Origin of the sequence: Rossellomorea aquimaris (assembly GCF_008180865.1) — a bacterium.
Taxonomy (GTDB): Bacteria; Bacillota; Bacilli; order Bacillales; family Bacillaceae_B; genus Rossellomorea; species Rossellomorea yichunensis.
Window position 1 is genome coordinate 17,656 of sequence record NZ_VTEX01000009.1, and the last position, 23,310, is coordinate 40,965.

The 23,310-nt window shown below is 41.6% G+C and carries 22 protein-coding genes and 2 tRNA genes; 22 read left to right on the forward strand and 2 right to left on the reverse strand.

The genetic code is table 11. The features are described from left to right. The first annotated feature begins 2 nt into the window (after positions 1-2). The 19 genes from ispE to FZC88_RS23230 all read left to right on the forward strand — a co-directional run bounded on the left by ispE (position 3) and on the right by FZC88_RS23230 (position 18,470). Positions 3-857, forward strand: a complete 855-nt coding sequence (ispE, locus tag FZC88_RS23140; RefSeq protein WP_148996578.1) for a 4-(cytidine 5'-diphospho)-2-C-methyl-D-erythritol kinase — start codon at positions 3-5, stop codon at positions 855-857. Positions 858-928: 71 nt separating this feature from the next. Continuing rightward, complete coding sequence (gene purR, locus FZC88_RS23145) at positions 929-1,765, forward strand: pur operon repressor (protein WP_148971316.1); 837 nt, start codon at positions 929-931, stop codon at positions 1,763-1,765. A 15-nt stretch (positions 1,766-1,780) separates the two neighbouring features. Further along, positions 1,781-2,155 (forward strand): RidA family protein, encoded by a 375-nt coding sequence (locus FZC88_RS23150; protein ID WP_148996579.1) that lies wholly within the window; start codon positions 1,781-1,783, stop codon positions 2,153-2,155. 171 nt (positions 2,156-2,326) lie between these two features. Continuing rightward, complete coding sequence (gene spoVG / locus FZC88_RS23155) at positions 2,327-2,620, forward strand: septation regulator SpoVG (protein ID WP_032085215.1); 294 nt, start codon at positions 2,327-2,329, stop codon at positions 2,618-2,620. A gap of 471 nt (positions 2,621-3,091) precedes the next feature. Next, positions 3,092-4,465: a bifunctional UDP-N-acetylglucosamine diphosphorylase/glucosamine-1-phosphate N-acetyltransferase GlmU gene (gene glmU / locus FZC88_RS23160; RefSeq protein WP_148996580.1), complete on the forward strand. Its 1,374-nt coding sequence runs from the start codon at positions 3,092-3,094 to the stop codon at positions 4,463-4,465. Positions 4,466-4,478: 13 nt separating this feature from the next. Further along, positions 4,479-5,438 (forward strand): ribose-phosphate diphosphokinase, encoded by a 960-nt coding sequence (locus tag FZC88_RS23165; RefSeq protein WP_148971314.1) that lies wholly within the window; start codon positions 4,479-4,481, stop codon positions 5,436-5,438. Between the two features lie 760 nt (positions 5,439-6,198). Then, positions 6,199-6,852: a 50S ribosomal protein L25/general stress protein Ctc gene (locus FZC88_RS23170; protein WP_148996581.1), complete on the forward strand. Its 654-nt coding sequence runs from the start codon at positions 6,199-6,201 to the stop codon at positions 6,850-6,852. 84 nt (positions 6,853-6,936) lie between these two features. Beyond that, positions 6,937-7,494, forward strand: coding sequence for an aminoacyl-tRNA hydrolase (gene pth, locus FZC88_RS23175; protein ID WP_148971312.1), 558 nt, complete (start codon positions 6,937-6,939; stop codon positions 7,492-7,494). Positions 7,495-7,620: 126 nt separating this feature from the next. Next, complete coding sequence (locus FZC88_RS23180; RefSeq protein WP_148996582.1) at positions 7,621-7,851, forward strand: anti-sigma-F factor Fin family protein; 231 nt, start codon at positions 7,621-7,623, stop codon at positions 7,849-7,851. Between the two features lie 82 nt (positions 7,852-7,933). Next, entirely contained in the window at positions 7,934-11,464 is a 3,531-nt protein-coding gene (gene mfd, locus FZC88_RS23185; RefSeq protein WP_148996583.1) for a transcription-repair coupling factor, read from the forward strand. Positions 11,465-11,775: 311 nt separating this feature from the next. Beyond that, positions 11,776-12,312, forward strand: a complete 537-nt coding sequence (spoVT, locus tag FZC88_RS23190; RefSeq protein WP_148996584.1) for a stage V sporulation protein T — start codon at positions 11,776-11,778, stop codon at positions 12,310-12,312. Positions 12,313-12,480: 168 nt separating this feature from the next. Further along, on the forward strand, positions 12,481-14,100 hold the full coding sequence (locus FZC88_RS23195) for a putative polysaccharide biosynthesis protein (RefSeq protein ID WP_262372025.1): 1,620 nt from the start codon (positions 12,481-12,483) through the stop codon (positions 14,098-14,100). Positions 14,101-14,113: 13 nt separating this feature from the next. Next, the gene (gene yabN / locus FZC88_RS23200; RefSeq protein ID WP_148996585.1) at positions 14,114-15,574 is read left to right on the forward strand and encodes a bifunctional methyltransferase/pyrophosphohydrolase YabN; all 1,461 of its coding nucleotides are present in this window, start codon (positions 14,114-14,116) and stop codon (positions 15,572-15,574) included. Between the two features lie 22 nt (positions 15,575-15,596). Further along, positions 15,597-15,866, forward strand: coding sequence for an RNA-binding S4 domain-containing protein (locus FZC88_RS23205; protein ID WP_044340650.1), 270 nt, complete (start codon positions 15,597-15,599; stop codon positions 15,864-15,866). 97 nt (positions 15,867-15,963) lie between these two features. After that, positions 15,964-16,266, forward strand: coding sequence for a sporulation protein YabP (yabP, locus tag FZC88_RS23210; RefSeq protein ID WP_044340620.1), 303 nt, complete (start codon positions 15,964-15,966; stop codon positions 16,264-16,266). Continuing rightward, positions 16,263-16,916 (forward strand): spore cortex biosynthesis protein YabQ, encoded by a 654-nt coding sequence (yabQ, locus tag FZC88_RS23215; RefSeq protein WP_148996586.1) that lies wholly within the window; start codon positions 16,263-16,265, stop codon positions 16,914-16,916. Before yabP ends, yabQ begins: the two co-directional genes overlap by 4 nt. Before the next feature lie 43 nt (positions 16,917-16,959). Continuing rightward, complete coding sequence (locus FZC88_RS23220) at positions 16,960-17,349, forward strand: FtsB family cell division protein (RefSeq protein ID WP_148971306.1); 390 nt, start codon at positions 16,960-16,962, stop codon at positions 17,347-17,349. 74 nt (positions 17,350-17,423) lie between these two features. Next, positions 17,424-17,852 carry a S1 domain-containing RNA-binding protein gene (locus tag FZC88_RS23225; protein ID WP_044340617.1) on the forward strand — a complete coding sequence of 143 codons (429 nt, stop codon included), beginning with the start codon at positions 17,424-17,426 and terminating at the stop codon, positions 17,850-17,852. Between the two features lie 153 nt (positions 17,853-18,005). Beyond that, on the forward strand, positions 18,006-18,470 hold the full coding sequence (locus tag FZC88_RS23230) for a DinB family protein (RefSeq protein WP_187443738.1): 465 nt from the start codon (positions 18,006-18,008) through the stop codon (positions 18,468-18,470). A gap of 71 nt (positions 18,471-18,541) precedes the next feature. Here FZC88_RS23230 and FZC88_RS23235 read toward each other — a convergent pair. Next, positions 18,542-18,613, reverse strand: a tRNA-Glu gene (locus FZC88_RS23235). Positions 18,614-18,621: 8 nt separating this feature from the next. Next, positions 18,622-18,698, reverse strand: a tRNA-Met gene (locus FZC88_RS23240). Positions 18,699-18,984: 286 nt separating this feature from the next. Between FZC88_RS23240 and spoIIE the strand changes: the two genes are divergently transcribed. The 3 genes from spoIIE (at position 18,985) to FZC88_RS23255 (ending at position 23,287) form a co-directional block, all read left to right on the forward strand. Next, entirely contained in the window at positions 18,985-21,477 is a 2,493-nt protein-coding gene (gene spoIIE / locus FZC88_RS23245) for a stage II sporulation protein E (RefSeq protein WP_148996588.1), read from the forward strand. A gap of 96 nt (positions 21,478-21,573) precedes the next feature. Continuing rightward, positions 21,574-22,314 carry a VWA domain-containing protein gene (locus tag FZC88_RS23250; protein ID WP_044340612.1) on the forward strand — a complete coding sequence of 247 codons (741 nt, stop codon included), beginning with the start codon at positions 21,574-21,576 and terminating at the stop codon, positions 22,312-22,314. Further along, complete coding sequence (locus FZC88_RS23255) at positions 22,283-23,287, forward strand: protein kinase domain-containing protein (RefSeq protein WP_148996601.1); 1,005 nt, start codon at positions 22,283-22,285, stop codon at positions 23,285-23,287. Before FZC88_RS23250 ends, FZC88_RS23255 begins: the two co-directional genes overlap by 32 nt. The last annotated feature ends 23 nt before the right edge of the window (positions 23,288-23,310 follow it).

The following is a 23,310-nucleotide window of genomic DNA, read 5'->3' on the forward strand; positions in this document are numbered from 1 at the left end:
ATATGAGGTTATTAGTGAAGGCGCCGGCAAAAATTAACCTATCACTTGATGTTTTACATAAACGTTCAGATGGTTACCATGAAGTTGAGATGGTTATGACTACGATTGATTTAGCAGATAGAATTGAGCTTACGAATCTTTCTGATGATACGATTAAGATTCTCTCGCATAATCGATTTGTGCCGGACGATGGAAGAAATCTTGCCTATCAGGCTGCCCAGCTTTTAAAGACGAGGTTGAATATCAAAAAAGGGGTAGCGATCTCCATTGATAAAGTGATACCTGTAGCAGCAGGGTTAGCAGGCGGGAGCAGTGACGCGGCAGCAACCTTAAAAGGGTTAAATCGATTATGGGATTTAGGTCTCAGCATGGATGAGCTGGCAAAGCTTGGTTCCGAAATTGGTTCAGATGTATCTTTCTGTGTTTACGGGGGTACGGCTCTAGCATCAGGAAGAGGAGAGAAGATCAAACATCTTCCACCCCCGCCTAATTGCTGGGTCATATTAGCAAAACCAACAATAGGGGTTTCGACAGCAGATGTTTATAAAAATTTGGATTTGAAAAACATTACACATCCGAATACGAACGCCATGGTTTCAGCTTTAAAACAAGGAAATTATCATGATATATGCTCCAATCTTGGGAATGTACTTGAATCGGTCACATTGGATATGCACCCTGAAGTGGCTCAAATCAAGGACCAAATGGAGCGTTTTGGTGCCGATGCTGTGCTAATGAGCGGAAGTGGACCGACGGTATATGGATTAGTGCAATATGAATCAAGACTTCATCGAATCTATAATGGTTTAAGAGGTTTTTGTGATCAAGTGTTCGCTGTGCGCATGCTGGGAGATTAAGAGCTCTTGCCGAAATCCGTATATTAATGATATATTTACATTATAATATTCGGATTTAGGAGGTTTCTTTGGTGAAGTTTAAGCGTAGTGAACGATTAATTGATATGACGCATTATTTATTAGAACGCCCCCACCAACTTGTTCCTTTAACTTTTTTCTCTGAACGGTATGGTTCTGCAAAGTCTTCCATCAGTGAGGACTTGACGATAGTAAAGGAAACATTTGAAGGACGGGGCGTGGGGACTGTTCAAACAGTTCCCGGGGCAGCCGGTGGAGTGAAATATGTTCCAAAGGTAAACAGTCAGGAAGCGAAAGAAATGATAGATGAGCTTTGTGTTCATCTGGAAAGCTCAGATCGTTTATTACCAGGCGGATACCTATACATGACCGACCTGCTGGGTAACCCTCAGCTTATGAAAAGTGTAGGGAAATTACTGGCGTCTGCTTTCGCTGAGAAAGATATTGATGTCATCATGACAGTAGCGACAAAAGGGATACCGATTGCAAATGCAATTGCCTCTTACTTAAATGTTCCAGTCGTCATTGTAAGGCGGGATAGCCGCGTAACAGAGGGCTCGACTGTGAGCATTAATTATGTCTCCGGCTCATCGAAGAGAATCCAATCCATGGTTCTTTCCAAGAGAAGTTTGAAGGAAGGGTCTAAAGTATTGGTTGTCGATGACTTCATGAAGGCAGGGGGAACCATCAACGGTATGAAGAACTTATTGGAAGAGTTCTCGGCTACTTTATCCGGAATAGGTGTTTTAGTTGAATCCAATAGTATCGATGGTCGACTAGTGGATGATTATGTTTCATTGTTAAAATTGTCTGACGTGAATGAAAAAGATAAACAGATTTCGTTGACAGAAGGAAATTATTTTCAATCAAATTTAACATTTCTACCATAAGGGGAGGCATTTAATATGCGTGTAGTTTCTACTAAACAAGCACCAGCAGCAATTGGTCCATACTCACAGGGGATTGTCGTAAATAATTTATTTTACAGTTCGGGTCAAATCCCTCTGACGGCAGAAGGTACTATGATGGAAGGGGATGTAGCGGAACAGACGCATCAGGTGTTCCGTAATCTTCAAGCCGTACTATCGGAAGCTGGAGCATCATTAGAAACAGTGGTGAAAGCAACTGTGTTTATTAAGGATATGAATGAATTTGGTACGATCAATGAAGTGTATGGGGAATATTTTAGTAATCACAAGCCGGCTCGTTCTTGTGTAGAGGTAGCCCGCTTACCTAAAGATGCCTTAGTTGAGATCGAAGTAATCGCACTCGTGAAGTAAAATTCACGGGTGTTTTTTTGTGTCAAAAAGGAAGTGTAGTTCAAATGAAATAGATGACTGGATATAAAAAATAAAACTTTTCAAAAAATTTTACAATTTAAGAAGGAATATCTAAATAATTCGTTGAATACATAGAGTAGATTTCATCTAGGGAAAAAGGTGGTGAACAGAATGGAAGTAACAGACGTAAGATTACGCCGAGTAAACACCGATGGTCGCATGAGAGCTATCGCATCTATTACGCTGGATAATGAATTTGTTGTTCATGACATTCGCGTTATTGATGGGAACAACGGCTTATTTGTAGCGATGCCAAGCAAGCGGACTCCAGATGGGGAATTTCGTGATATTGCTCACCCAATTAATTCAGGTACTCGCGGCAAGATCCAAGATGCCGTTTTAGCTGAGTATCACCGTCTAGGTGAGCTAGAAGAAGTTGAGTTAGAAGAAGCTGGGGCTTCCTAATTAGATCTATAGCATCAAGAGCCTACTTTTGTAAGGCTCTTTTTTTTGTCTTCAGAGCCTGTCATTTAAAAGTAGCGGTTCTTACGTTTTTTGTATACCCCTATTTTAATAGAGATGAAACCTATAATTAATATTTTTTTGCATCCTAAGGTAAAAAATTTTGCAGAGATGTTTGACTAAGGCAAAGAGCGCCTTTTGTGCGGATTCGCCTTATGCTTGTCGCCTCTAACCAAGCCGCCTCCGCTTTTCTATGTGTCCAGCTCCGGCGGCTAGCCCCTCGAGGTCATAAGATAAATCGACCAAAAAGGCAAAGGGCGCCTTTCCGGTCAATTCATCTTATGCTTGTCGGGCCTGATCAAGCCGCCTCCGCTTTTCTAATGACAAATATATGTACTTTTATATGAATCCTTGAAATGATAATGTTTTTAGGATATATTCGTTATGGATAAAAAGGTTATTGGAGGACCAAAAATGACAAATCGATATGCCGTTATATTAGCTGCCGGGCAAGGTACGAGAATGAAGTCGAAGCTATACAAAGTTCTTCATCCTGTGTGTGGCAAGCCGATGGTGGAACATGTGGTCGACCAAATTTCAACTCTTCATATAGAAAAGACTGTCACAATCATCGGTCACGGTGCTGAGCTTGTGAAGTCGCATTTAGAAGGCAAGAGTGATTTTGCCCTTCAGGCTGAGCAATTAGGTACCGCTCATGCTGTTATGCAGTCTGAAGATGTGTTAGCTGATTTAGAAGGTACTACTTTAGTGGTATGTGGTGATACACCGCTCATTAAAGGAGAAACGATGGAAGCGTTAGTGAAGCATCATGAAGGACAGGGTGCGAAAGCGACTATCTTGACTGGTCACACTGAATCTCCTGATGGATACGGACGGATCATCCGTAACCAGGAAGGCTTGGTGGAACGCATTGTTGAACATAAGGATGCAACTGATGAAGAGCTAAGCGTGAAAGAAATTAATACCGGAACATATTGTTTCGATAATAAAGCGTTATTCGATGCCCTGAAAAAGGTTTCGAATGATAACGTACAAGGCGAGTATTACTTACCTGATGTGATTGAGATTCTTCAGACTGAAGGTGAAATCGTAAGTGCGTACCAAACAAGTGACTTTGATGAGACATTGGGTGTGAACGACCGTGTCGCACTTTCTCAAGCAGAGATTACGATGAAAAAGCGCATCAATGAATACCATATGCGTAATGGTGTTACGATAAAGGATCCAAACAATACGTATATTGATGCCGATGTGACGATTGGCCGAGATACGGTTATCCTTCCAGGTACGGTTCTTAAGGGCGACACTTCAATTGGTGAAGATGCTATGATCGGACCAAATTCTGAGGTGAAGGATTGTCAGATCGGTGACCGAACAGTTGTGAAGCAATCTGTTGCTCATGACAGCTCGATCGGTTCGGATGTTCATATTGGGCCATTTGCTCACATTCGTCCGGCTTCTACCATTGAAGATGAAGTTAAGATTGGTAACTTCGTTGAAATTAAGAAGGCTTCTTTCGGTAAAGCAAGTAAAGCATCCCACTTAAGCTACATTGGAGATGCAGAGGTTGGAAGTGACGTCAACATTGGATGTGGATCGATCACGGTGAACTATGATGGAAAGAATAAGCACATGACAAAGATTGAAGATGGTGTATTTGTAGGCTGTAATTCAAATCTGGTCGCGCCTGTTAAAGTAGGAAAAGGTGCATACATTGCTGCTGGTTCTACGATTACTGAGGATGTTCCAGGAGAGTCTCTTTCGATTGCAAGAGCTCGCCAGGTAAATAAAGAAAATTACGTACAAAATCTAAATCATAAGAAATAATTGGAGGTCCACAATGCCAAACTCTTATATTAATTCCAAATTAAAAATTTTCTCCCTTAATTCAAACTACCATCTTGCAAAGGAAATTGCGGATGAAGTAGGAGTTGAATTAGGGAAATCTTCTGTTAAGCGTTTTAGTGACGGTGAAATCCAGATTAACATTGAAGAAAGTATCCGTGGTTGTGATGTATTCGTCATTCAGTCTACTTGTCAGCCTGTAAACGAAAACCTGATGGAGCTTCTTATTATGGTAGATGCGTTGAAACGTGCTTCTGCTAAAACGATTAACATTGTTATGCCTTATTATGGTTATGCCCGTCAGGACCGTAAAGCGAGAGCACGTGAGCCTATCACGGCTAAATTAGTGGCAAACCTGTTGGAAACAGCCGGTGCTACCCGCGTAATCACACTGGACCTGCATGCTCCTCAGATTCAAGGCTTCTTTGATATCCTGATCGATCACCTGATGGGTGTTCCTATCTTAGCGGATTACTTTGAAGAAAGAGGATTCAATAACGAAGACCTTGTCATTGTATCTCCGGACCACGGAGGAGTGACAAGAGCCCGTAAGCTGGCGGAACGCCTGAAAGCGCCGATTGCCATCATTGATAAACGCCGTCCTAAACCGAACGTTGCGGAGGTCATGAACATCGTTGGTAATATTGATGGTAAAATCGCCATCTTGATCGATGATATCATTGATACTGCCGGTACGATCACGCTTGCAGCCAATGCCTTGGTGGAAAACGGTGCGAAAGAAGTATTCGCGTGCTGTACGCATCCGGTTCTTTCTGGACCTGCGATTGAGCGAATCGAAAATTCAAATATTAAAGAGCTGGTTGTAACGAACTCTATTCCATTAGGTGAAGAGAAAATGATCAGTAAAGTGAAGTCGCTGTCAGTTGCTCCACTAATCAGTGAAGCCATCATCCGTGTCTACGAACAACAATCTGTCAGCACGCTGTTTGATTAAGAATTAATATATGTAGTTTGTGCATATCAAGAAGAGCCTGTCCTTATTTAGGGCAGGCTTTTCTGTTATTCTTCGTTTAGACTCTTTTCGCAAAGTTTGTGGTTATCTTAAGGAAGAATGTAGTAGTTGATTTCCGCTACAGGATGCTCGCTTTCCGCGGGGCGTGAGTTGAGCCTCCTCGGGCTTTGCCCTGTGGGGTCTCAACTTTCCCGCTATTCCCGCAGGAGTCGAACATCCTTCCGCTCCAATCAACTTTCTGAGCATAAATCCTCATTAGAATGAGAGAAAAACAAGACTTTTAGAAAGCAACCTCATATCAAGTGAGTAAAGATAGATCTCCTTTTGAGAAAGAAGCATTCTGTTTTCTAGTTACATTGTTTTTCTCGCACACCTTAAGCTCTGTAACGAAAAATCTCTTAAAGATGGTGAGGGGAACTGCGTAGACTCCTGCGGAAGTACGGACGTGCCGAGACCCCGGAAGCGAAGCTGAGGAGGCTCGGCCGAACGTCCGCGGAAAGCGGAGCAGTTCCCCTCACCATCTTCCACATACTAATTGACAGAGCTCAAGCAGACCTTATGTTAAAAAGCAACAATCTGTATAAAAAGGGCCTTCTTCTAAAACAGCTATCTGACAACCTTCCATAAGCACCCTTCCCGTCATAAATTGATTTTTCTATGTTTATTTCAAATCACATTAGGGTAATTACTATATATAGAACTTTAACTAACATAACAGATTAGGGAAGGTGTTGGATTAGACATGGCAACTGAATTAAAAGCAAATACCAGAAAAGATTTTAAACGCTCATCATTAACAAAGCTGAGACACGAAGGGAATATCCCTGGAGTCGTGTACGGCTACAAAGCAGATAATACACCAATTATGGTAGATGCCATTACGTTTATTAAAACGATTCGTGAAGTAGGAAGAAACGGAATTATTTCCTTGAATGTAGATGGTAATAAACAAAATGTCATTTTAAGTGACTATCAGCAGGACCACTTGAAGGATGCCGTTACTCACGTAGATTTCCTTGCCGTTAATATGTCACAGGAAATCGATGCGGATGTTCGTATTGAGCTTGTAGGAGAAGCGGCAGGAGTGAAGGACGGCGGAGTACTACAGCAGCCCCTGCATGAGGTTTCTGTAACAGCTAAACCTAAAGATATACCGGAATCAATCGAAGTTGATATTGCAGAACTTCAAGTTGGAGAAACGGTAACGATCGGTGATATCCGTGACAAATACAGTGTCACTCTTAATGAAGAGGACGACCGTACAATTGCTTCCATTCTTGCACCACGACAGGAAGAAGAAATTGATAGCGGTGAAGAGCAGGAAGCTGGTACCCCTGAGAATGAAGAAGGAAGAGAATCAGAGGCCAGTGAAGAAAGTGAATCAAAGGAAGAATAAAAATCAATATTTTTTGGCGTAACCTTTTGCAGGTTGCGCTTTTTACGTTATTCTAGAGGTATAAGGTCAGAAGAGGTGTTAGACATGAAATTAATCGTTGGACTAGGAAACCCGGGATCACAATATGAGAAGACACGTCATAATATCGGGTTTGTTATTATAGATGCTTTAGCAGATCGACTGGGAGTTTCATTGAATCAGTCAAAGTTCAAAGGGGTATATGGGACCTACCATTATAAAGGGGAAAAAATCGTTTTATTAAAGCCGCTTACCTATATGAATTTGTCTGGGGAAAGCATTGTTCCGCTAATGGATTATTTTAATATTGAAGATGAAGATTTGCTTGTTATTTATGATGATTTGGATTTACCTGTAGGAAAGATAAGGTTGAGGCAAAAGGGAAGTGCCGGCGGGCATAATGGAATAAAATCAACCATCGCTCATTTGGGCTCTCAAAACTTCAATCGCCTTAGAATAGGAATTGATCGGCCTGTAAACGGTATGAGTGTCCCGGATTATGTTCTTGGAAGGTTTAGTAAGGAAGATCAAGGAGAGTTGGATAAAGTCATCTCTGCTAGTGTGGAAGCATGTGAAACATGGTTTGATAAACCTTTCCTTGAAGTGATGAATAAATTCAACTAACGAATTCATATACTACATTTCGAGGACTGAAAATCTTGGTGACCTTCCATCATTCCTGTGAAGAGTGAATAACTCCCCTCTAACAGGTTCATACTAAATGTATAAATGTGTATGGAGGGAAATGGTATGGCGATCCATTATCAGTGTCGACATTGTGGTACAAATGTTGGAACACTTTCAAACGTATCTGTCCATTCAGAGCAGCTCGGGATTCATACGCTGTCAGATGAAGAACGGTTACACATGGTTCAGTATCAGGACAACGGAGATATCCAAGTGAAGACCATCTGTGAAGATTGTCAGGAGAGTCTGGAGAAAAACCCTGACTATCATCAATTAGATCATATCATTCAGTAAGAACGCTTTGGTGGAGAACCAAAGCATTTTTCTGTTTACAGTTGAGATTATATAGAAAGATCCAAAGGGGAGGAGCGTACACTTGAAAGGTATTTTAAAACAGGTTCACCAAAGTGAAGAAATTCAGTCCATCATCGCTGGAGTGGAGGAGCAATTATCGGAACAGCTTGTCGCAGGATTGTCCGGCTCATCCCGAACAGCTTATATAGCGGATGTCTATTTACAAACGAATAAATCCACCATAGTGGTCACGCATAATTTGTTTCAAGCCCAGAAAGTCTATGACGATCTCATTCAGTTTCTATCCGAGGATGAAGTATATTTATATTCTGCTAATGAGTTAATCGCAGCCGAATTAAGTGTGGCTAGTCCGGAACTGAGAGCTCAACGTATCGAAGTGTTGAATAAGCTTTCTCAGAATCATTCGGGTGTATATATCGTTCCAGTCGCAGGATTAAGAAAGATCCTTCCTCCGAAATCCATGTGGGAAACGAATCAAATCCGTTTTAAAACGGGAGAAGATATCGATCTGGATGAAGTATTAAATCAATTGGTTCAAATGGGCTATCAGAGGACGGGAATGGTCAATACACCTGGTGAATTCAGCCTTCGCGGGGGAATCGTTGATATATTCCCATTAACGTCCCAGAATCCTGTCCGTATCGAATTATTCGATACCGAAATTGATTCTATTCGCATTTTTTCAGTTGAGGACCAGCGTTCGATTGATAAACTTAACGCTATGGAAATAGGACCAGCCACAGAGGTCTTATTGAGCTATGAGAACATCGAAAGGCTCATCCGCGAAATTGAAGCTGGACTTTCAGCCAGTTTAAAGAAGGTGAAAGCTGCAGCTGTAAAGGAAAAGATGACTGAGTACATAGGTCATGAGGTTGATCAGCTTGAAAACGGACAAGTTCCTGAGCAAATTTTCAAGTACTTGTCCCTGGCGTATGACCATCCTAGTAGTTTGCTAGATTATTTACCTGAAGACGGAGTCATTTTCTTTGACGAATTCAGTCGTGTACAGGAAATGAGTGAGTCCATTGAGAAAGAGGAAGCAGAGTGGTATACCTCGTTGCTGCAAGAAGGACAGATCATCCATGATGTACCTGTATCCCATGCGTTTTCTGGGTTGATTAATAACACGAAGCTGCCAAAGGTGTACTTTTCTCTTTTCCTGCGTCATATTCCCAGTACTAGCCCGCAGAATATCTTTAATGTTTCTACAAAGCCTATGCAGAATTTCCATGGGCAGATGAATGTTTTAAAAGCAGAATTGGACCGCTGGAAAAAAGGAAAATATACCGTTGTTTTACTGGGACCGGATGAAGAACGGGTAAAGAAGCTTCAAAGGGTACTGGACGATTATAAAATTGAAATCGCCTTTGTGGAAGATGGGGATAAGCTGCTGCCGGGCACGATCCAAATGATCAACGGCAGCCTGACGAACGGATTTGAACTTCCCCTTCAGAAACTTGCCGTTATTACAGAAGAGGAACTATTCAATAAGAAAACCCAAAAGAAGCCCAGAAGGCAAAAGCTTTCAAACGCTGAGAGAATCAAAAGCTATTCTGAGCTGAAAGTGGGGGACCATGTGGTTCATGTGAATCACGGAATAGGTAAATTCCTTGGGATTGAAACCTTGGAGATCAATGGTGTTCACAAAGACTATCTCCATGTGAAATATCAGGGAAATGACAAGCTCTATGTTCCGGTTGATCAAATTGAACTTGTCCAAAAATACGTCGCTTCAGAGAATAAGGATCCAAAGCTTTATAAGCTGGGCGGAAGTGAATGGAAGAAGGTCAAGTCGAAGGTTCAATCCTCTGTTCAGGATATAGCAGATGATCTCATTAAGCTCTATGCTGAAAGGGAAGCGGCAAAAGGCTATGCATTTTCCCCCGATGGTGACATGCAAAGAGAGTTTGAAATGGTGTTTCCATACGAAGAAACCGATGACCAGCTGCGATCTGTAAGTGAAATTAAGCAGGATATGGAAAGAGAACGGCCGATGGACCGGTTATTATGTGGAGACGTAGGTTATGGAAAAACAGAAGTGGCCATTCGGGCAGCCTTCAAAGCCATTGCCGATGGAAAGCAGGTCGCTATTCTCGTGCCGACCACCATCCTTGCTCAGCAGCATTATGAAACAATCAAGGAACGTTTTCAGGACTTCCCCGTTGAAATCGGATTATTAAGTCGTTTCAGAACACGAAAGCAGCAGCAGGAAACGACGAAGGGTCTTAAGAACGGAACCGTGGATATCGTAGTGGGGACTCACCGCCTTCTTTCCAAAGACATTCAATACAGGGACATCGGATTATTGATCATCGATGAGGAACAGCGATTTGGAGTCACTCACAAAGAAAAAATCAAACAATTAAAAACGAATATTGATGTGTTGACCTTAACGGCTACACCGATTCCACGGACTCTCCATATGTCGATGCTTGGAGTAAGGGATCTATCTGTCATTGAAACACCGCCGGAGAATCGATTCCCGGTTCAAACATATGTAATGGAATACAATGGTGCTTTGATCAAAGAAGCCATTGAAAGAGAAATGGCCAGGAACGGTCAGGTGTATTTCCTATACAATCGAGTAGAGGATATTGAAAGAAAAGCGGACGAAATTTCCATGCTTGTGCCGGATGCGAGAATTGCCTATGCACACGGACAAATGAGTGAAAACGAGCTCGAAGCCGTGATCTTAAGCTTCCTTGCTGGTGAGTATGATGTACTGGTCACTACGACGATCATTGAGACAGGTGTGGATATACCGAACGTGAACACATTGATTGTCTTTGATGCCGATCGGATGGGCTTATCTCAACTCTATCAATTAAGAGGAAGGGTTGGACGCTCGAACAGGGTGGCCTATGCCTATTTCACCTATCGTAAAGATAAGGTGCTGACGGAAGTCGCCGAAAAACGATTGCAAGCGATAAAAGAATTTACTGAGCTCGGTTCAGGATTCAAGATTGCCATGCGTGACCTGACGATCCGTGGTGCAGGTAATCTTCTGGGAGCACAGCAGCACGGCTTTATTGATTCAGTCGGATTTGACTTGTACTCTCAAATGCTGAAAGAAGCCATCGAAGAGCGCAAAGGAGATCTTCCGAAACAGCCGGAGTCAAGCTTTGAAGTGGATATCGAAATCGATGCCTATATTCCGGATGACTATATTAAAGATGGTCATCAAAAGATCGAAATGTATAAACGATTCCGCTCTCTCTCTTCGCTTCCTGAAATCGAAGAGCTGGAAGAAGAAATCCTTGACCGCTTCGGGGAATATCCAGAGGAAGTAGGCTATCTATTCTTAATCTCTGAAATGAAAATATACGCCAAAAATACAAAGCTTGAATCCATTAAGCAGGACAAGAAATCAGTGAACATCTTTATGTCGCTGGAAGGAACGGCGCAGATCGACGGATCCAAGGTCTTTAACTTATGCAACAAACACGGCCGGGCTGTGGGCCTCGGAATGGAAGGATCTAAGCTTAAAATATCGATTAATACCTCACGCCTGGAATCATCCAAGTGGTTTAATATGGCTTATGACATCATTAAGCATTTAGATGAAGCGTTAAAAGTAGAAGAAAACGCCTGATAATGATAAAAACTTCATATGCTTTCATCAGATGAAATACGGAAATTCTTACCTTCGTTATAATACTGTAACCAAAATGTAAACGCGCTGTTTGTTTTACTTTACTATGATAAGGGTATTAGTATTTATGCAGCTGCCAAGAATGGAAAAAGATATCTGCATTAGAATTTTAGTGAAATTACAGAAAAAATAACTGAATGTGTATAGAACTTCTAAGTTGTAAGATACTAAACTCAACAATGGTAAAGTATTCAATAACAAGTTGGTACATTGCCAAATAAAATCATCTGATGAAAGTGAGGCAACTATAGATGAAAGCAACTGGTATTGTTCGTCGTATTGATGATTTAGGGCGTGTCGTCATTCCGAAAGAAATTCGTAGAACATTAAGGATCCGCGAGGGAGATCCCCTTGAAATCTTCGTCGATCGTGACGGGGAAGTCATCTTAAAGAAATACTCCCCAATCAGTGAACTTGGTGACTTTGCTAAGGAATACGGCGAAGCATTATACGACAGCCTTGGAAGCGCTGTGTTAATTTGTGATCGAGATGCTGTAATTGCGATCTCAGGCGCTTCAAAGAAAGAATATTTAAATAAGAACATCAGTGAACTGGTTGAGAAAGTTATGGATGACCGTACGTCTCTGTTACACACTCAACAAGGACAAGCTGAGCTTGTCGATGGACACGGTGAGGAACTTGCTTCCTATACGATAGCCCCGATAGTCGCAAATGGTGACCCGATTGGCGCCGTTGCGATCTTCTCGAAGGAGCGTACAGTAGGCGAAGTGGAACAAAAGGCAGTAGAAACGGCAGCTGGCTTTTTAGCTAGACAAATGGAGCAATAATTTTTAAGAGCGGCACTTAGCCGCTCTTCTTTTTTATTTTTGGCCTGCTGCAGAGAGAAAACAGACCTTTCTTTATGGTAAAATGACCAGTACATAAACGATTTTTTCTCTGCCTGAACAGACTCAAAGAGCATTGAAAAAAGTGGTACAGAAAGGCAGGGAAACTGGTTGAGTAAGAAGTACTCTTCCAATCAATTTTTGAAAGGGGCAATGGTATTAACGGTTGCTGCACTAGTGACGAAGATATTAAGTGCAGTCTATCGGGTGCCGTTTCAAAATATTGTTGGAGATATTGGATTTTATATCTATCAGCAGGTGTATCCTTTTTACGGAATTGCCATTGCATTATCCACCTACGGATTTCCTGTGATCATCTCGAAGTTAGTAGCCGAGAAAATAGAAAATGAAGATGAAGAAGGAGCGAAGAATGTAGCCGTCACCTCCTTCATGTTCCTATGTCTCGTTGGATTAAGCTGGTTTCTTATCGTGTACTTTGGAGCAGGCGTGATTTCCCGTTGGATGGGGGATCCATTCCTTAAACCGTTGATTCAAGTCATTTCTTTATCTTTCCTGTTGTTAGCTCCCCTTTCTGTTCTGAGGGGTTACTATCAAGGGAAGGAAGATATGGTGCCCACCGCTGTTTCACAGGTGACGGAGCAAATGGTAAGAGTGGCGACGATACTTATATTTTCTACAATTTTAGTTTCTCAAGGATATTCTCTGTATATTGCGGGAAACGGAGCGCTATTCGGTTCTATAACCGGTGGACTGGGAGGGTTGTTGGTTTTACTTCTCATAGTGACTGCACGCAGAGAAAAGCTTTTTTCACTCAAATCCCTGAGGTTGTCTCCTGATTATTTACACATTTGGTCACGGTTATTAATGAACGGAACAGCCATTTGTGTAAGTGCCATGCTTCTGGTCCTTCTTCAGTTTGTTGATTCCTTGAATGTGTATTCTCTCCTGACCTCATCTGGAATGGAAGCAGAGTCAGGAAAAACGTGGAAGGGGATTTATGACCGGGGTCAGCCCTTTGTCCAGCTGGGGACAGTAGTGGCTACCTCCATTTCCCTTACCATCGTTCCATTGGTGACAAGTGCCTACTTGAAAAAGAAAGAAAATTTGATAAGGGAGTACAGTCAGTTATCCCTTAAAATCAGCATTACCATCGGATTTGCAGCTACATTGGGAATCATCAATATCATGGTACCTACCAATACGATGTTATTCGAAAATGCATTGGGCTCAAAGGTAATCGCCGTTTTCTGTCTTTCCATTTTCTTTAGCTGTCTTATTCTTACGTTTTCAGGCATTTTCCAAGGAATAGGTAAGATTTATTACCCGGCATTCTGTATTTTGATAGGTATACTCTTAAAATATCTCGGGAACGCCTATCTCATTCCACTCATGGGTATTATGGGAGCATCCATCTCGACGGTCGGTTCTTTAGCTGTTATTACCGGTATGATGATCTTGAAGCTAAGGAGATTATTTCCTATCCGGTTCTTTCCCTTTTCTTTCTATAGAACCTTAGTGCTGAGCGGAGCAGCCATGACCATCGTGTTACAGGTATTCCTGCAGATGTATGATACACTTTTAGACAAAGGAATGCCTGAACGAGAGCTTTCCGTCCTTTTTTCTTTAGGAGGAGCTTGTATCGGTGCCATTATCTTTGTGATTGTTTTTTTAAGAGGAAAAGTCCTCTCAAGGGAAGAAATGGGTTTCTTGCCGTTTGGTAGTAAGTGGGTAAGGATCATGAATATCATACAACCAATGAATAAAAAGTAGCGAGGAGATCAATATGCATACAATAACAATTGTGGGTTTAGGTGCAGGAGACATCGAACAGCTCCCGTTAGGAGTGTACCGATTACTAAAGAGTAGCTCACATCTATACTTACGTACGAAGGAGCATCCAGTCGTAAAGGATTTAATGGCAGAAGGAGTAGAGTTTCAATCCTTCGATTCTGTATATGAAAAGCATGATAAGTTTGACCAAGTGTATGAAGAAATTGTACATGAGCTGATTTCGGAATCAGAAAAGCATTCAATTATCTACGCCGTTCCGGGTCATCCATTAGTCGCTGAAAAGGCTGTTCAAATGCTTCTGGACCTTCATGAAGAAGGAAAGATACAGGTGTCGATCGGCGGGGGGCAAAGCTTTATTGATGCTCTGTTCGCTTCTGTCGGAGCGGACCCGATCGATGGCTTTCAGCTGTTGGACGGTACGAGCTTAAAGCTTCACGACATTCATATGAATCAACAGCTTATCATCGGACAGGTGTATGATGCCTTTATCGCTTCTGAGGTGAAGATTACCCTGATGGAGCTCTATCCATACGATTATGAGGTCATGCTTGTCACAGCGGCTGGAAGCAAGGAAGAGAAGGTGGATAGAATCCCACTGGTTGAACTTGATCGTGTCGCCCACCTCAGCAATTTAACAAGCTTGTATGTCCCGGCTGTGAAAGAAATGGCATCCACTTATAAACAATATGCAACATTAAGAGGAATCATCTCGACACTAAGGGGACCGAATGGGTGTCCTTGGGATAAAGAGCAAACGCATCATTCCCTCAAGAAGTATTTACTCGAAGAAACGTACGAGTTACTGGAAGCCATTGAGGAAGATGATATTGAACATATGATTGAAGAGCTGGGGGATGTCCTGCTCCAGGTCATGCTTCATGCCCAAATAGGTGAGGATGAAGGAATGTTCACCATGGAGGAAGTGATTGAAAGTCTTGCTTCCAAAATGGTCCGAAGGCATCCCCATGTATTCGGTTCGGTTCAAGTAGAAAATACGGAACAAGTGAAAGCGAACTGGGATGAAATCAAGAAGCAAGAAAAGCCGGTTGAACATGAACCGATGCTTAAGAACGTTGCCAAAGGAATGCCGGCTCTCATGAAGGCATACGAATACCAGAAGAAAGCCGCAAAAGTAGGATTTGATTGGCCAGACCCACAAGGTGCCTGGGAAAAAGTATGGGAAGAATTAAAGGAGTTTGAGAACGAGGTCGAGAATAATAGTGAAAACCATATCAAAAAAGAATTTGGAGACATTTTATTCGCGCTGATCAATGTGGCCAGATTCTATAAGATATTTCCAGAGGAAGCCCTGTCAATGACGAATACAAAATTTTACCGCCGCTTTTCTTATGTGGAGGAACAGGTTTTGAAGACGGGAAAGAGCTTTGAGGACTTCACTTTAGAAGAGCTAGACCAATTTTGGAACGAAGCCAAAAAGATGAATATCGAATAAGGGGAAATGAATAATGGTATCCATGAGATTAGATAAATTTTTAAAAGTATCAAGATTGATTAAAAGAAGAACGATGGCGAAAGAAATTGCCGACCAGGGCCGTATAACAGTGAATGGACTGCAAGCAAAAGCGAGCTCTAACGTGAAGGTCGGAGATGAATTAAGCGTGAGGTTTGGTCAAAAGATTATGAGGGTAAAGATAGAAAGGCTTCTTGAAACAACCAAAAAAGAAGAAGCGAGTGGACTTTATTCCGTACTTTCAGAAGAAAGGGTTCAAGAAGAAACGGAATAAGGATTACATAGTAAGAGGCTCTATTTTGGTTCTATTTTTCCCCTGAAAACATAAACATAGTTACAAAGCTTGTACTATGGGAATGTGAGGGATGGGTATGAATCAATATTATGATGGAAACAAAGATAAAACGACTTTTCAGGAACATGACGTCATGATGAGGGGCCGCAAGCTTCTAGATATCACGGGTGTTAAACAGGTGGAAAGCTTTGATAATGAAGAGTTTCTACTCGAAACCGTAATGGGATTTTTGTCTGTAAGAGGTCAAAATCTACAAATGAAAAATCTGGACGTGGATAAAGGCATCGTCTCCATTAAAGGAAAGGTGTTTGATCTCGTTTACCTGGATGAACAAAATGGGGAGAAGGCTAAAGGCTTCTTTAGCAAGCTGTTTCGATGACACTCTCAACCCAGTTCTACACCATGCTCTCCATGATCGGAATGGGAGCTTTATTTGGTGCGACATTAGACACGTACAATCGGTTCTTAAACCGGTCTGAAAGAAAACGGTGGCTTGTATTCTTAAACGATATTATGTTTTGGGTATTACAAGCCCTGTCGATTTTTTATATTTTATTTGTCGTCAATTTTGGTGAGATCCGTTTTTATATTTTCATCGCTTTGCTCTGTGGCTTTGCTGGTTATCAGGCCCTCATCAAGCAGCTTTATCTGGCCTTTTTGGAACGGGTGATCTTATTTTTTATCTCCCTTTATAATTTTGGTGTGAAAATGGTGAAAAAATTAGTTTATTCACCGATAAAATGGATAATTGTGCTTCTCATTACCATGGTTTTATCTGTAGGAAAAGGGCTCTTATCCGTCATAATATTCCTGTTAAAGGTGATCTGGAAAGTGTTACAATGGGCGACTAAGCTCGTAACGGCTCCAATATGGTGGATATTAAAGGGTATTTGGAATTTATTGCCGAAAAATCTTACAAAAAGAGTCGAGAAGTTATATAATAAAGTGGCAGGAATTTTTAAAGCATATATCAAAAAAGTATATAGAGTGGTAGAAAAGTTCAAAAAGAAACCTAAAGACAAAGAATAGGGCTTAAGGCTTTGCCACTCCATATTGTAAAGGAGGTTTGGGAATGAGAAAAAACGTGACACCAATGGAAAATGAATATGTTCGTCATCAGGAGCATATGCATCATTCGTCTTCTAAGAGAAAAAAGCGTTTGGTCCGTCGATTAGCAGTATTTTTAGTTTTAGTATTGGCAATTAGTGGATTTTTAGTTTCGACTCTCATTTCCAGAGCCCAGGTTTTAGAAGATAAACGTACTGAAAAAGCACAATTAGAAAAAAAGTTAGAACATCTAAAAGATAAGCAAACCGCGTTGGAAGAAGAGATTGTGAAGCTTAACGACGATGAATATATAGCCAAATTGGCGCGCCGGGATTACTTTTTATCAGATGAAGGTGAAATTATTTTCAACATACCTGAACCAGATAAAGAGAAAGAAGAAGAGGTGTCTTATTGACACCCTTTTTTTTAATTGGCTATAATATATAATAAGGTTTATCTTTTATCATTTTAAGGAGGAGCATTTCTTTTATGTCAATCGAAGTAGGCAGCAAGTTACAGGGTAAGGTAACAGGTATTACAAATTTTGGAGCGTTCGTGGAATTATCGGAAGGTTCAACAGGTTTAGTTCACATTAGTGAAGTTGCAGACAACTATGTTAAGGATATTAACGAGCACCTTAAAGTTGGCGACGAAGTAACAGTTAAGGTTATTAATGTTGAGAAAGATGGAAAGATCGGTTTGTCCATCCGAAAAGCGAAAGAGCAACCACAACGCCCGCAGCGCCCTCAGCGTCCTCAACGCCCGCGTAGTAATAATAACAAACAGAACGATACACGCACTAAAGAGAGTTTCGAACAAAAGATGGCACGTTTCTTGAAAGACAGTGAGGATCGTCTATCATCTTTAAAGAAAAATACTGAGTCTCGTCGTGGTGGAAGAGGGGCGAAAAAAGGTTAACTTGCTGTCTATTAAATCATATAGCAGGTTGTGAACGGAAAACAGGCATACTCATAAGGATGAGTGTGCCTGTTTTTTTTGTAGTGTAGAAAGGAAAACGACCGGCCCCTATCGAATAAAATAGTCTTAACTACTTTTATGGAGGCCGCCGTTATGAAAAAAGAACAGATAATCGATCATCATGAATCGTTTAAGCTGTGGCTTAATGAATTGAAAAAGATCAATGATAAAGAGTGGTTTCAGCCGATGGAGGAAAGCAAGTGGTCGATTGCTGCAAATGTTTCTCACATGATCAAATGGGACCAATATTCATTAGGAGAGATTCTCCCAAAGGTTTCAGAAGGTGCGCAGCTGTCTCCTTTTCCGGATTTTCAACGTTTTAATGGAGAAGCTGCACAATATGCGCATGACGTGGTAAACAAGGAAGCTTTGATTGAAGAGGGTATTAAAACACGGGAATCGATTATAGCTTATGTAAATAGCGTATCTGAAAATGATTTACAACATTCGTTCTCAGTAGGAGATCAAAGCTTTACTCTTGAAGAGTTTTTTGAAGACTTCATCGGTCATGATAAACATCACCAGGAGCAAATAGAAGAAGTGGTGTCTGCAGAATAAACCTGATGCGCCTCTTCATGGGAAAAGAGCCAAAAAAAAAGACTATCATAAATGATAGTCTTTTTTTACTATGACCCGTACGGGATTCGAACCCGTGTTACCGCCGTGAAAGGGCGGTGTCTTAACCGCTTGACCAACGGGCCTTGAAATATGGTAGCGGCGGAGGGGATCGAACCCCCGACCTCACGGGTATGAACCGTACGCTCTAGCCAGCTGAGCTACACCGCCATATTTATGCACCTTTAGGCACAAAATCTATGATACATAGAAAGAATTATCTTGTCAATATAATCTATTAAAGAATTTGTCAAAATTCCCTCAAGCATACTCACATAAGCGTTTAGGACGAAAAAAATAGAAAAGAAGAATGGATGCCTCGAGAATATTCTGAATATTTTACCGGAATCCATAGAAAGTCGTCGAAACTTTCTTGGTATGTATTCCCTCATTTTGACAAAGTTTTAAGCTTGTACCATTTATACTTAACAAAAAAGAAATGGGGAGTGTTTCATACATGGGGAAAGCCGATCAGTCGATCATAGAACCTGTTCAGAACGTGGACATTGAACACACTAGGGTGGAACTATCCAAAAGAATGAAGTCTATTTATTCGAAACTGGAGTGGCTGTTCGTAGAAAAGGGAATCGCCTTATTCGTTATCGGATTTTTATTGGGAAGAGCGTTAATCCTTTCACATTTAACTCCGTTTGCATTGCCGTTCTTCGCCGCTGTTTACATTATTCGAAGAGAGAAATCTCCCATTGCACTAATCGGATTGCTTGCAGGAGCTCTCACCTTATCTCTTCCTAGTATCAGTTATACGTTCGTCAGTGCGGTAATATTCCTATTAGCTTTTCGATTGTCTCAGAAATATCATAAGAATAATTTGAGAGTCGTCGCTTTTTATGTCTTCTTCACAGTCATGGCAGCAAAGCTTTCATTCGATTATATCCAGCAAGGACAAACACTGACGGTGTACAACGGAGTAATGGCGTTAATAGAAGCGAGCCTTGCCTTTCTGTTAACGTATATTTTCATTCAAAGTGTGCCCCTTGTAACCGTTCAGCGCAGAAGGAAATCGCTGAAAACAGAAGAAGTGGTCAGTCTGATCATTCTATTAGCATCTATTATGACAGGTACGATCGGTTGGTCTGTATATAATCTGTCTGTGGAACATGTGTTATCAAGATACTTAGTGCTGTTGTTTTCCTTTATAGCAGGGGCTACAGTGGGCTCCACAGTAGGGGTTGTCACTGGGCTTGTTTTCAGTTTAGCCAACGTTTCCAGCTTTTATCAAATGAGCTTGCTTGCTTTCTCGGGGCTTCTGGGCGGACTTATGAAAGAAGGAAAGAAATTCGGAGCAGCAATCGGTTTGTTAATCGCTACTTTATTAATGGGGATGTACGGAGAAACAGATACGGTCATAACGAAAACCTTATATGAATCGGGGGTAGCGATTTTACTATTATTTTTAACCCCTCAAAGTTTAACGTCTAAAATTGCCAAGCATATTCCTGGAACTGCCGAATATCAGCAGGAACAACAGGGATACATGCGAAGGGTGAGAGATGTGACCGCTAACAGGGTCACGCAGTTTTCCTCGGTGTTTCAAGCTTTGTCCAATAGTTTTCAACAAATAGAAGACCGATTTGAAGAGGAGGAGGATAAAGAGTTCGATTATTTCTTAAGCAATGTGACAGAGAAAACGTGTCAAACCTGTTTTAAGAAAGATCAATGCTGGGCCCGGAATTTTGATAAAACCTATAATCTGATGAAAGATGTGATGACCGAGTATGATCAGGGCCGTGTCCCCCTGTCTCCAAAACTTGCTAGAGAAGTAGAGAAGCATTGTACGAGAGAGAAAAAGCTGAAAGAAACAATATATCAGGAATTGACCTTCTATCAAGCGAATCTGAAGTTAAAGAAGCAGGTCCAGGAAAGCAGAAAATTGGTCGCCGATCAATTACTTGGAGTATCAGAGGTGATGGGGAACTTCGCGAAAGAAATTCAAAGAGAAAGGGAGAATCATCATATTCAGGAAGAACAAATCTTATCGAGTATCGGAGAGTTTGGAATCGAGATTGAAAACATAGAAATCTATAACCTGGAACAGGGGAATGTTGATATAGATATGACCATGCCTTATTGCGGGGGACATGGACAGGGTGAAAAGCTGATTGCCCCGATGTTATCGGATATTTTAGGTGAAAATATCATTGTTCAAAAGGAGGAGTGTGCTCAATTTCCGAACGGTCAATGTCATGTGACCTTCCAATCTGCCAAGAAATTCGTAGTGGATACCGGAGCTTCTCATGCAGCGAAAGGGGGAGGGCTGGTATCGGGAGACAGCTACTCGATGATTGAATTAGGAAGGGGGAAATATGCTGTTGCGATTAGTGACGGAATGGGGAATGGAGAACGGGCTCACTATGAAAGTAATGAAACCCTGAGGCTTTTGAAAAAAATACTGGAATCCGGGATTGAAGAACAGGTAGCGATCAAATCCATCAACTCGATTCTATCTCTCAGAACGAATGATGAAATTTTCTCTACATTGGATTTAGCCATGATCGATCTGCAGAATGCGTCATCGAGGTTCTTGAAAATTGGTTCAACCCCGAGTTTCATTAAGCGGGGAGATAATATCATAAAGGTAGAGGCAAGCAATTTACCAATGGGGATGCTTCAGCAGGATTTCGATGTGGATGTCGTGTCTGAGCAGTTAAAAGCAGGAGACCTTCTCATTATGATGAGTGATGGTGCCTTTGAAGGCCCGAAACATGTAGAAAATTATGATCTCTGGATGAAGAGGAAAATAAAGGAGTTGGAAACGGAGGAACCACAAGAAGTGGCTGATATTCTAATGGAGGAAGTGATCAGGTCGAGCTCCGGCTTAATAGAAGATGATATGACCATTGTGGTGTCAAAAATCAAACATAATATACCGAAATGGTCGTCTATCCCTGTGCATAAATCAAAAACGAAGGATAAAAAGAGAATTTCCTAGGTCGTATATTCACCCTATAAAAATAGTTAACTAGAGTATAAATCCCTCCTTATTCGGCGAAGATGGTAACAACTTTAGAATGAGGAGGGGAGTCTGATGAAGCCAGGTACACTTCGTCAAATTCTATTAATTACGGATGGTTGCTCAAATCAAGGTGAAGACCCGATTGCGATGGCGGCTCTTGCGAAGGAGCAGGGAATTTCAGTGAACGTCATTGGGGTCATGGATAATGATGTGATAGATGATAATGGAATGCAGGAAATTGAAGGAATTGCTCTATCGGGGGGTGGAGTAAGTCAGATTGTATATGCACAACAGCTTTCTCAAACCGTACAAATGGTCACGCGTAAAGCGATGACACAAACCTTGCAGGGGGTAGTGAATAAAGAGCTGAAGCAAATCCTCGGTAAATCCGCATCCATGGAGGAGCTTCCTCCCGAACAACGCGGGGAGGTCATGGAGGTTGTAGATGAACTGGGAGAATCCGTTGACATGGAAGTGTTGATTCTTGTCGATACGTCTGCAAGTATGAAACATAAGCTTCCCACGGTTAAGGAAGCCTTATTAGACCTGTCATTGAGCCTGAATGCCAGAATGGGTGATAATAAATTTTCCGTCTTTGTATTTCCCGGGAAACGACAAGATGTCGAAAAATTGCTGGATTGGACACCAAAACTCGAAACATTGACGAGTATATTCTCTAAATTGTCTCCAGGCGGAATTACTCCGACAGGTCCCGCGATCTCAGAAGCTATCACCCACTTTAAGAAAAAACGTTCTTTAAGGGGATTGCTCTCTCGTGGCGATGATGAACAATACTTCGAAGAAACCATTTAATTTCCCGCCTGGAACAGTTGTAAGAGGAAAATGGTATAAGCAGATCTACACCATTGTAAAAGAATTAGGATATGGTGCGAACGGGATCGTCTACCTGGTACAAGGTACTTCAGGATACCAGGCGTTAAAGATGAGTGACAGCAATGTATCCATTACATCGGAAGTGAATGTATTAAAATCTTTTTCTAAGGTCCAAGGTGCTCCCCTTGGGCCAAAGCTTCTTGCTGTGGATGATTGGGAGTACCAGGGACAGAAAATACATTTTTACGTGATGGAATATATTCAAGGTACTGACTTGCTGTCATTTGTTCAATCAAAAGGGTTTTCCTGGACTGGTGTACTCATTGCTCAGCTCCTGACAGACCTGGAGCGAATTCATAAGGAAGGATGGGTCTTTGGGGATTTAAAACCTGAAAACTTGATCGTCACGGGCCCTCCTTACCGAATTCGCTGTATTGATGTTGGGGGAACGACCATCAATGGCCGGGCAATCAAAGAGTTTACGGAGTTTTTTGATAGGGGATACTGGGTCGGGGGATCGCGAAGAGCCGAACCTTCTTATGATCTTTTCTCTGTGGGGATGATCCTCATTAATCTAGCCTATCCGGGGCGTTTCACTAAGTCAGGAAACGGGAATATGCAACAATTAAGGAAGGCGATCGGTTCCAAAGACCAATTGAAGAAGTTTGAAGGATCGATCCTTGATGCCCTGGAAGGGAAATTTCAATCTGCCAGTGATATGAGGATAAGCCTCCTGAATGGACTTTCTCACTCTCAGCCAGTACAGCAGCCCAAATCAAAGCCTAAAGTCAGTAGACCTGTTTCAACGAGCCCTCATGTAAATTCATCCGCTACGCATAGCAGATATCAAAATCACCGAAATAAAAAATCAAGCCACTTTCTTGAGACTGTGCTCGTGGTGATGATTGTTTCGTTATTATATGTTTTGTATATCTATGGAGAATTGATGTAGCGTAAGAGTGTGAGAATTCAGTA

What these genes read in the sequence shown, in the direction of transcription:
- ispE (WP_148996578.1), top strand. Translation starts at nt 3, where the DNA reads ATGAGGTTATTAGTGAAGGCGCCGGCAAAAATTAACCTATCACTTGAT.
- FZC88_RS23150 (WP_148996579.1), top strand. Translation starts at nt 1,781, where the DNA reads ATGCGTGTAGTTTCTACTAAACAAGCACCAGCAGCAATTGGTCCATAC.
- spoVG (WP_032085215.1), top strand. Translation starts at nt 2,327, where the DNA reads ATGGAAGTAACAGACGTAAGATTACGCCGAGTAAACACCGATGGTCGC.
- glmU (WP_148996580.1), top strand. Translation starts at nt 3,092, where the DNA reads ATGACAAATCGATATGCCGTTATATTAGCTGCCGGGCAAGGTACGAGA.
- FZC88_RS23165 (WP_148971314.1), top strand. Translation starts at nt 4,479, where the DNA reads ATGCCAAACTCTTATATTAATTCCAAATTAAAAATTTTCTCCCTTAAT.
- FZC88_RS23170 (WP_148996581.1), top strand. Translation starts at nt 6,199, where the DNA reads ATGGCAACTGAATTAAAAGCAAATACCAGAAAAGATTTTAAACGCTCA.
- pth (WP_148971312.1), top strand. Translation starts at nt 6,937, where the DNA reads ATGAAATTAATCGTTGGACTAGGAAACCCGGGATCACAATATGAGAAG.
- FZC88_RS23180 (WP_148996582.1), top strand. Translation starts at nt 7,621, where the DNA reads ATGGCGATCCATTATCAGTGTCGACATTGTGGTACAAATGTTGGAACA.
- spoVT (WP_148996584.1), top strand. Translation starts at nt 11,776, where the DNA reads ATGAAAGCAACTGGTATTGTTCGTCGTATTGATGATTTAGGGCGTGTC.
- yabN (WP_148996585.1), top strand. Translation starts at nt 14,114, where the DNA reads ATGCATACAATAACAATTGTGGGTTTAGGTGCAGGAGACATCGAACAG.
- FZC88_RS23205 (WP_044340650.1), top strand. Translation starts at nt 15,597, where the DNA reads ATGAGATTAGATAAATTTTTAAAAGTATCAAGATTGATTAAAAGAAGA.
- yabP (WP_044340620.1), top strand. Translation starts at nt 15,964, where the DNA reads ATGAATCAATATTATGATGGAAACAAAGATAAAACGACTTTTCAGGAA.
- yabQ (WP_148996586.1), top strand. Translation starts at nt 16,263, where the DNA reads ATGACACTCTCAACCCAGTTCTACACCATGCTCTCCATGATCGGAATG.
- FZC88_RS23220 (WP_148971306.1), top strand. Translation starts at nt 16,960, where the DNA reads ATGAGAAAAAACGTGACACCAATGGAAAATGAATATGTTCGTCATCAG.
- FZC88_RS23225 (WP_044340617.1), top strand. Translation starts at nt 17,424, where the DNA reads ATGTCAATCGAAGTAGGCAGCAAGTTACAGGGTAAGGTAACAGGTATT.
- FZC88_RS23230 (WP_187443738.1), top strand. Translation starts at nt 18,006, where the DNA reads ATGAAAAAAGAACAGATAATCGATCATCATGAATCGTTTAAGCTGTGG.
- spoIIE (WP_148996588.1), top strand. Translation starts at nt 18,985, where the DNA reads ATGGGGAAAGCCGATCAGTCGATCATAGAACCTGTTCAGAACGTGGAC.
- FZC88_RS23250 (WP_044340612.1), top strand. Translation starts at nt 21,574, where the DNA reads ATGAAGCCAGGTACACTTCGTCAAATTCTATTAATTACGGATGGTTGC.
- FZC88_RS23255 (WP_148996601.1), top strand. Translation starts at nt 22,283, where the DNA reads ATGATGAACAATACTTCGAAGAAACCATTTAATTTCCCGCCTGGAACA.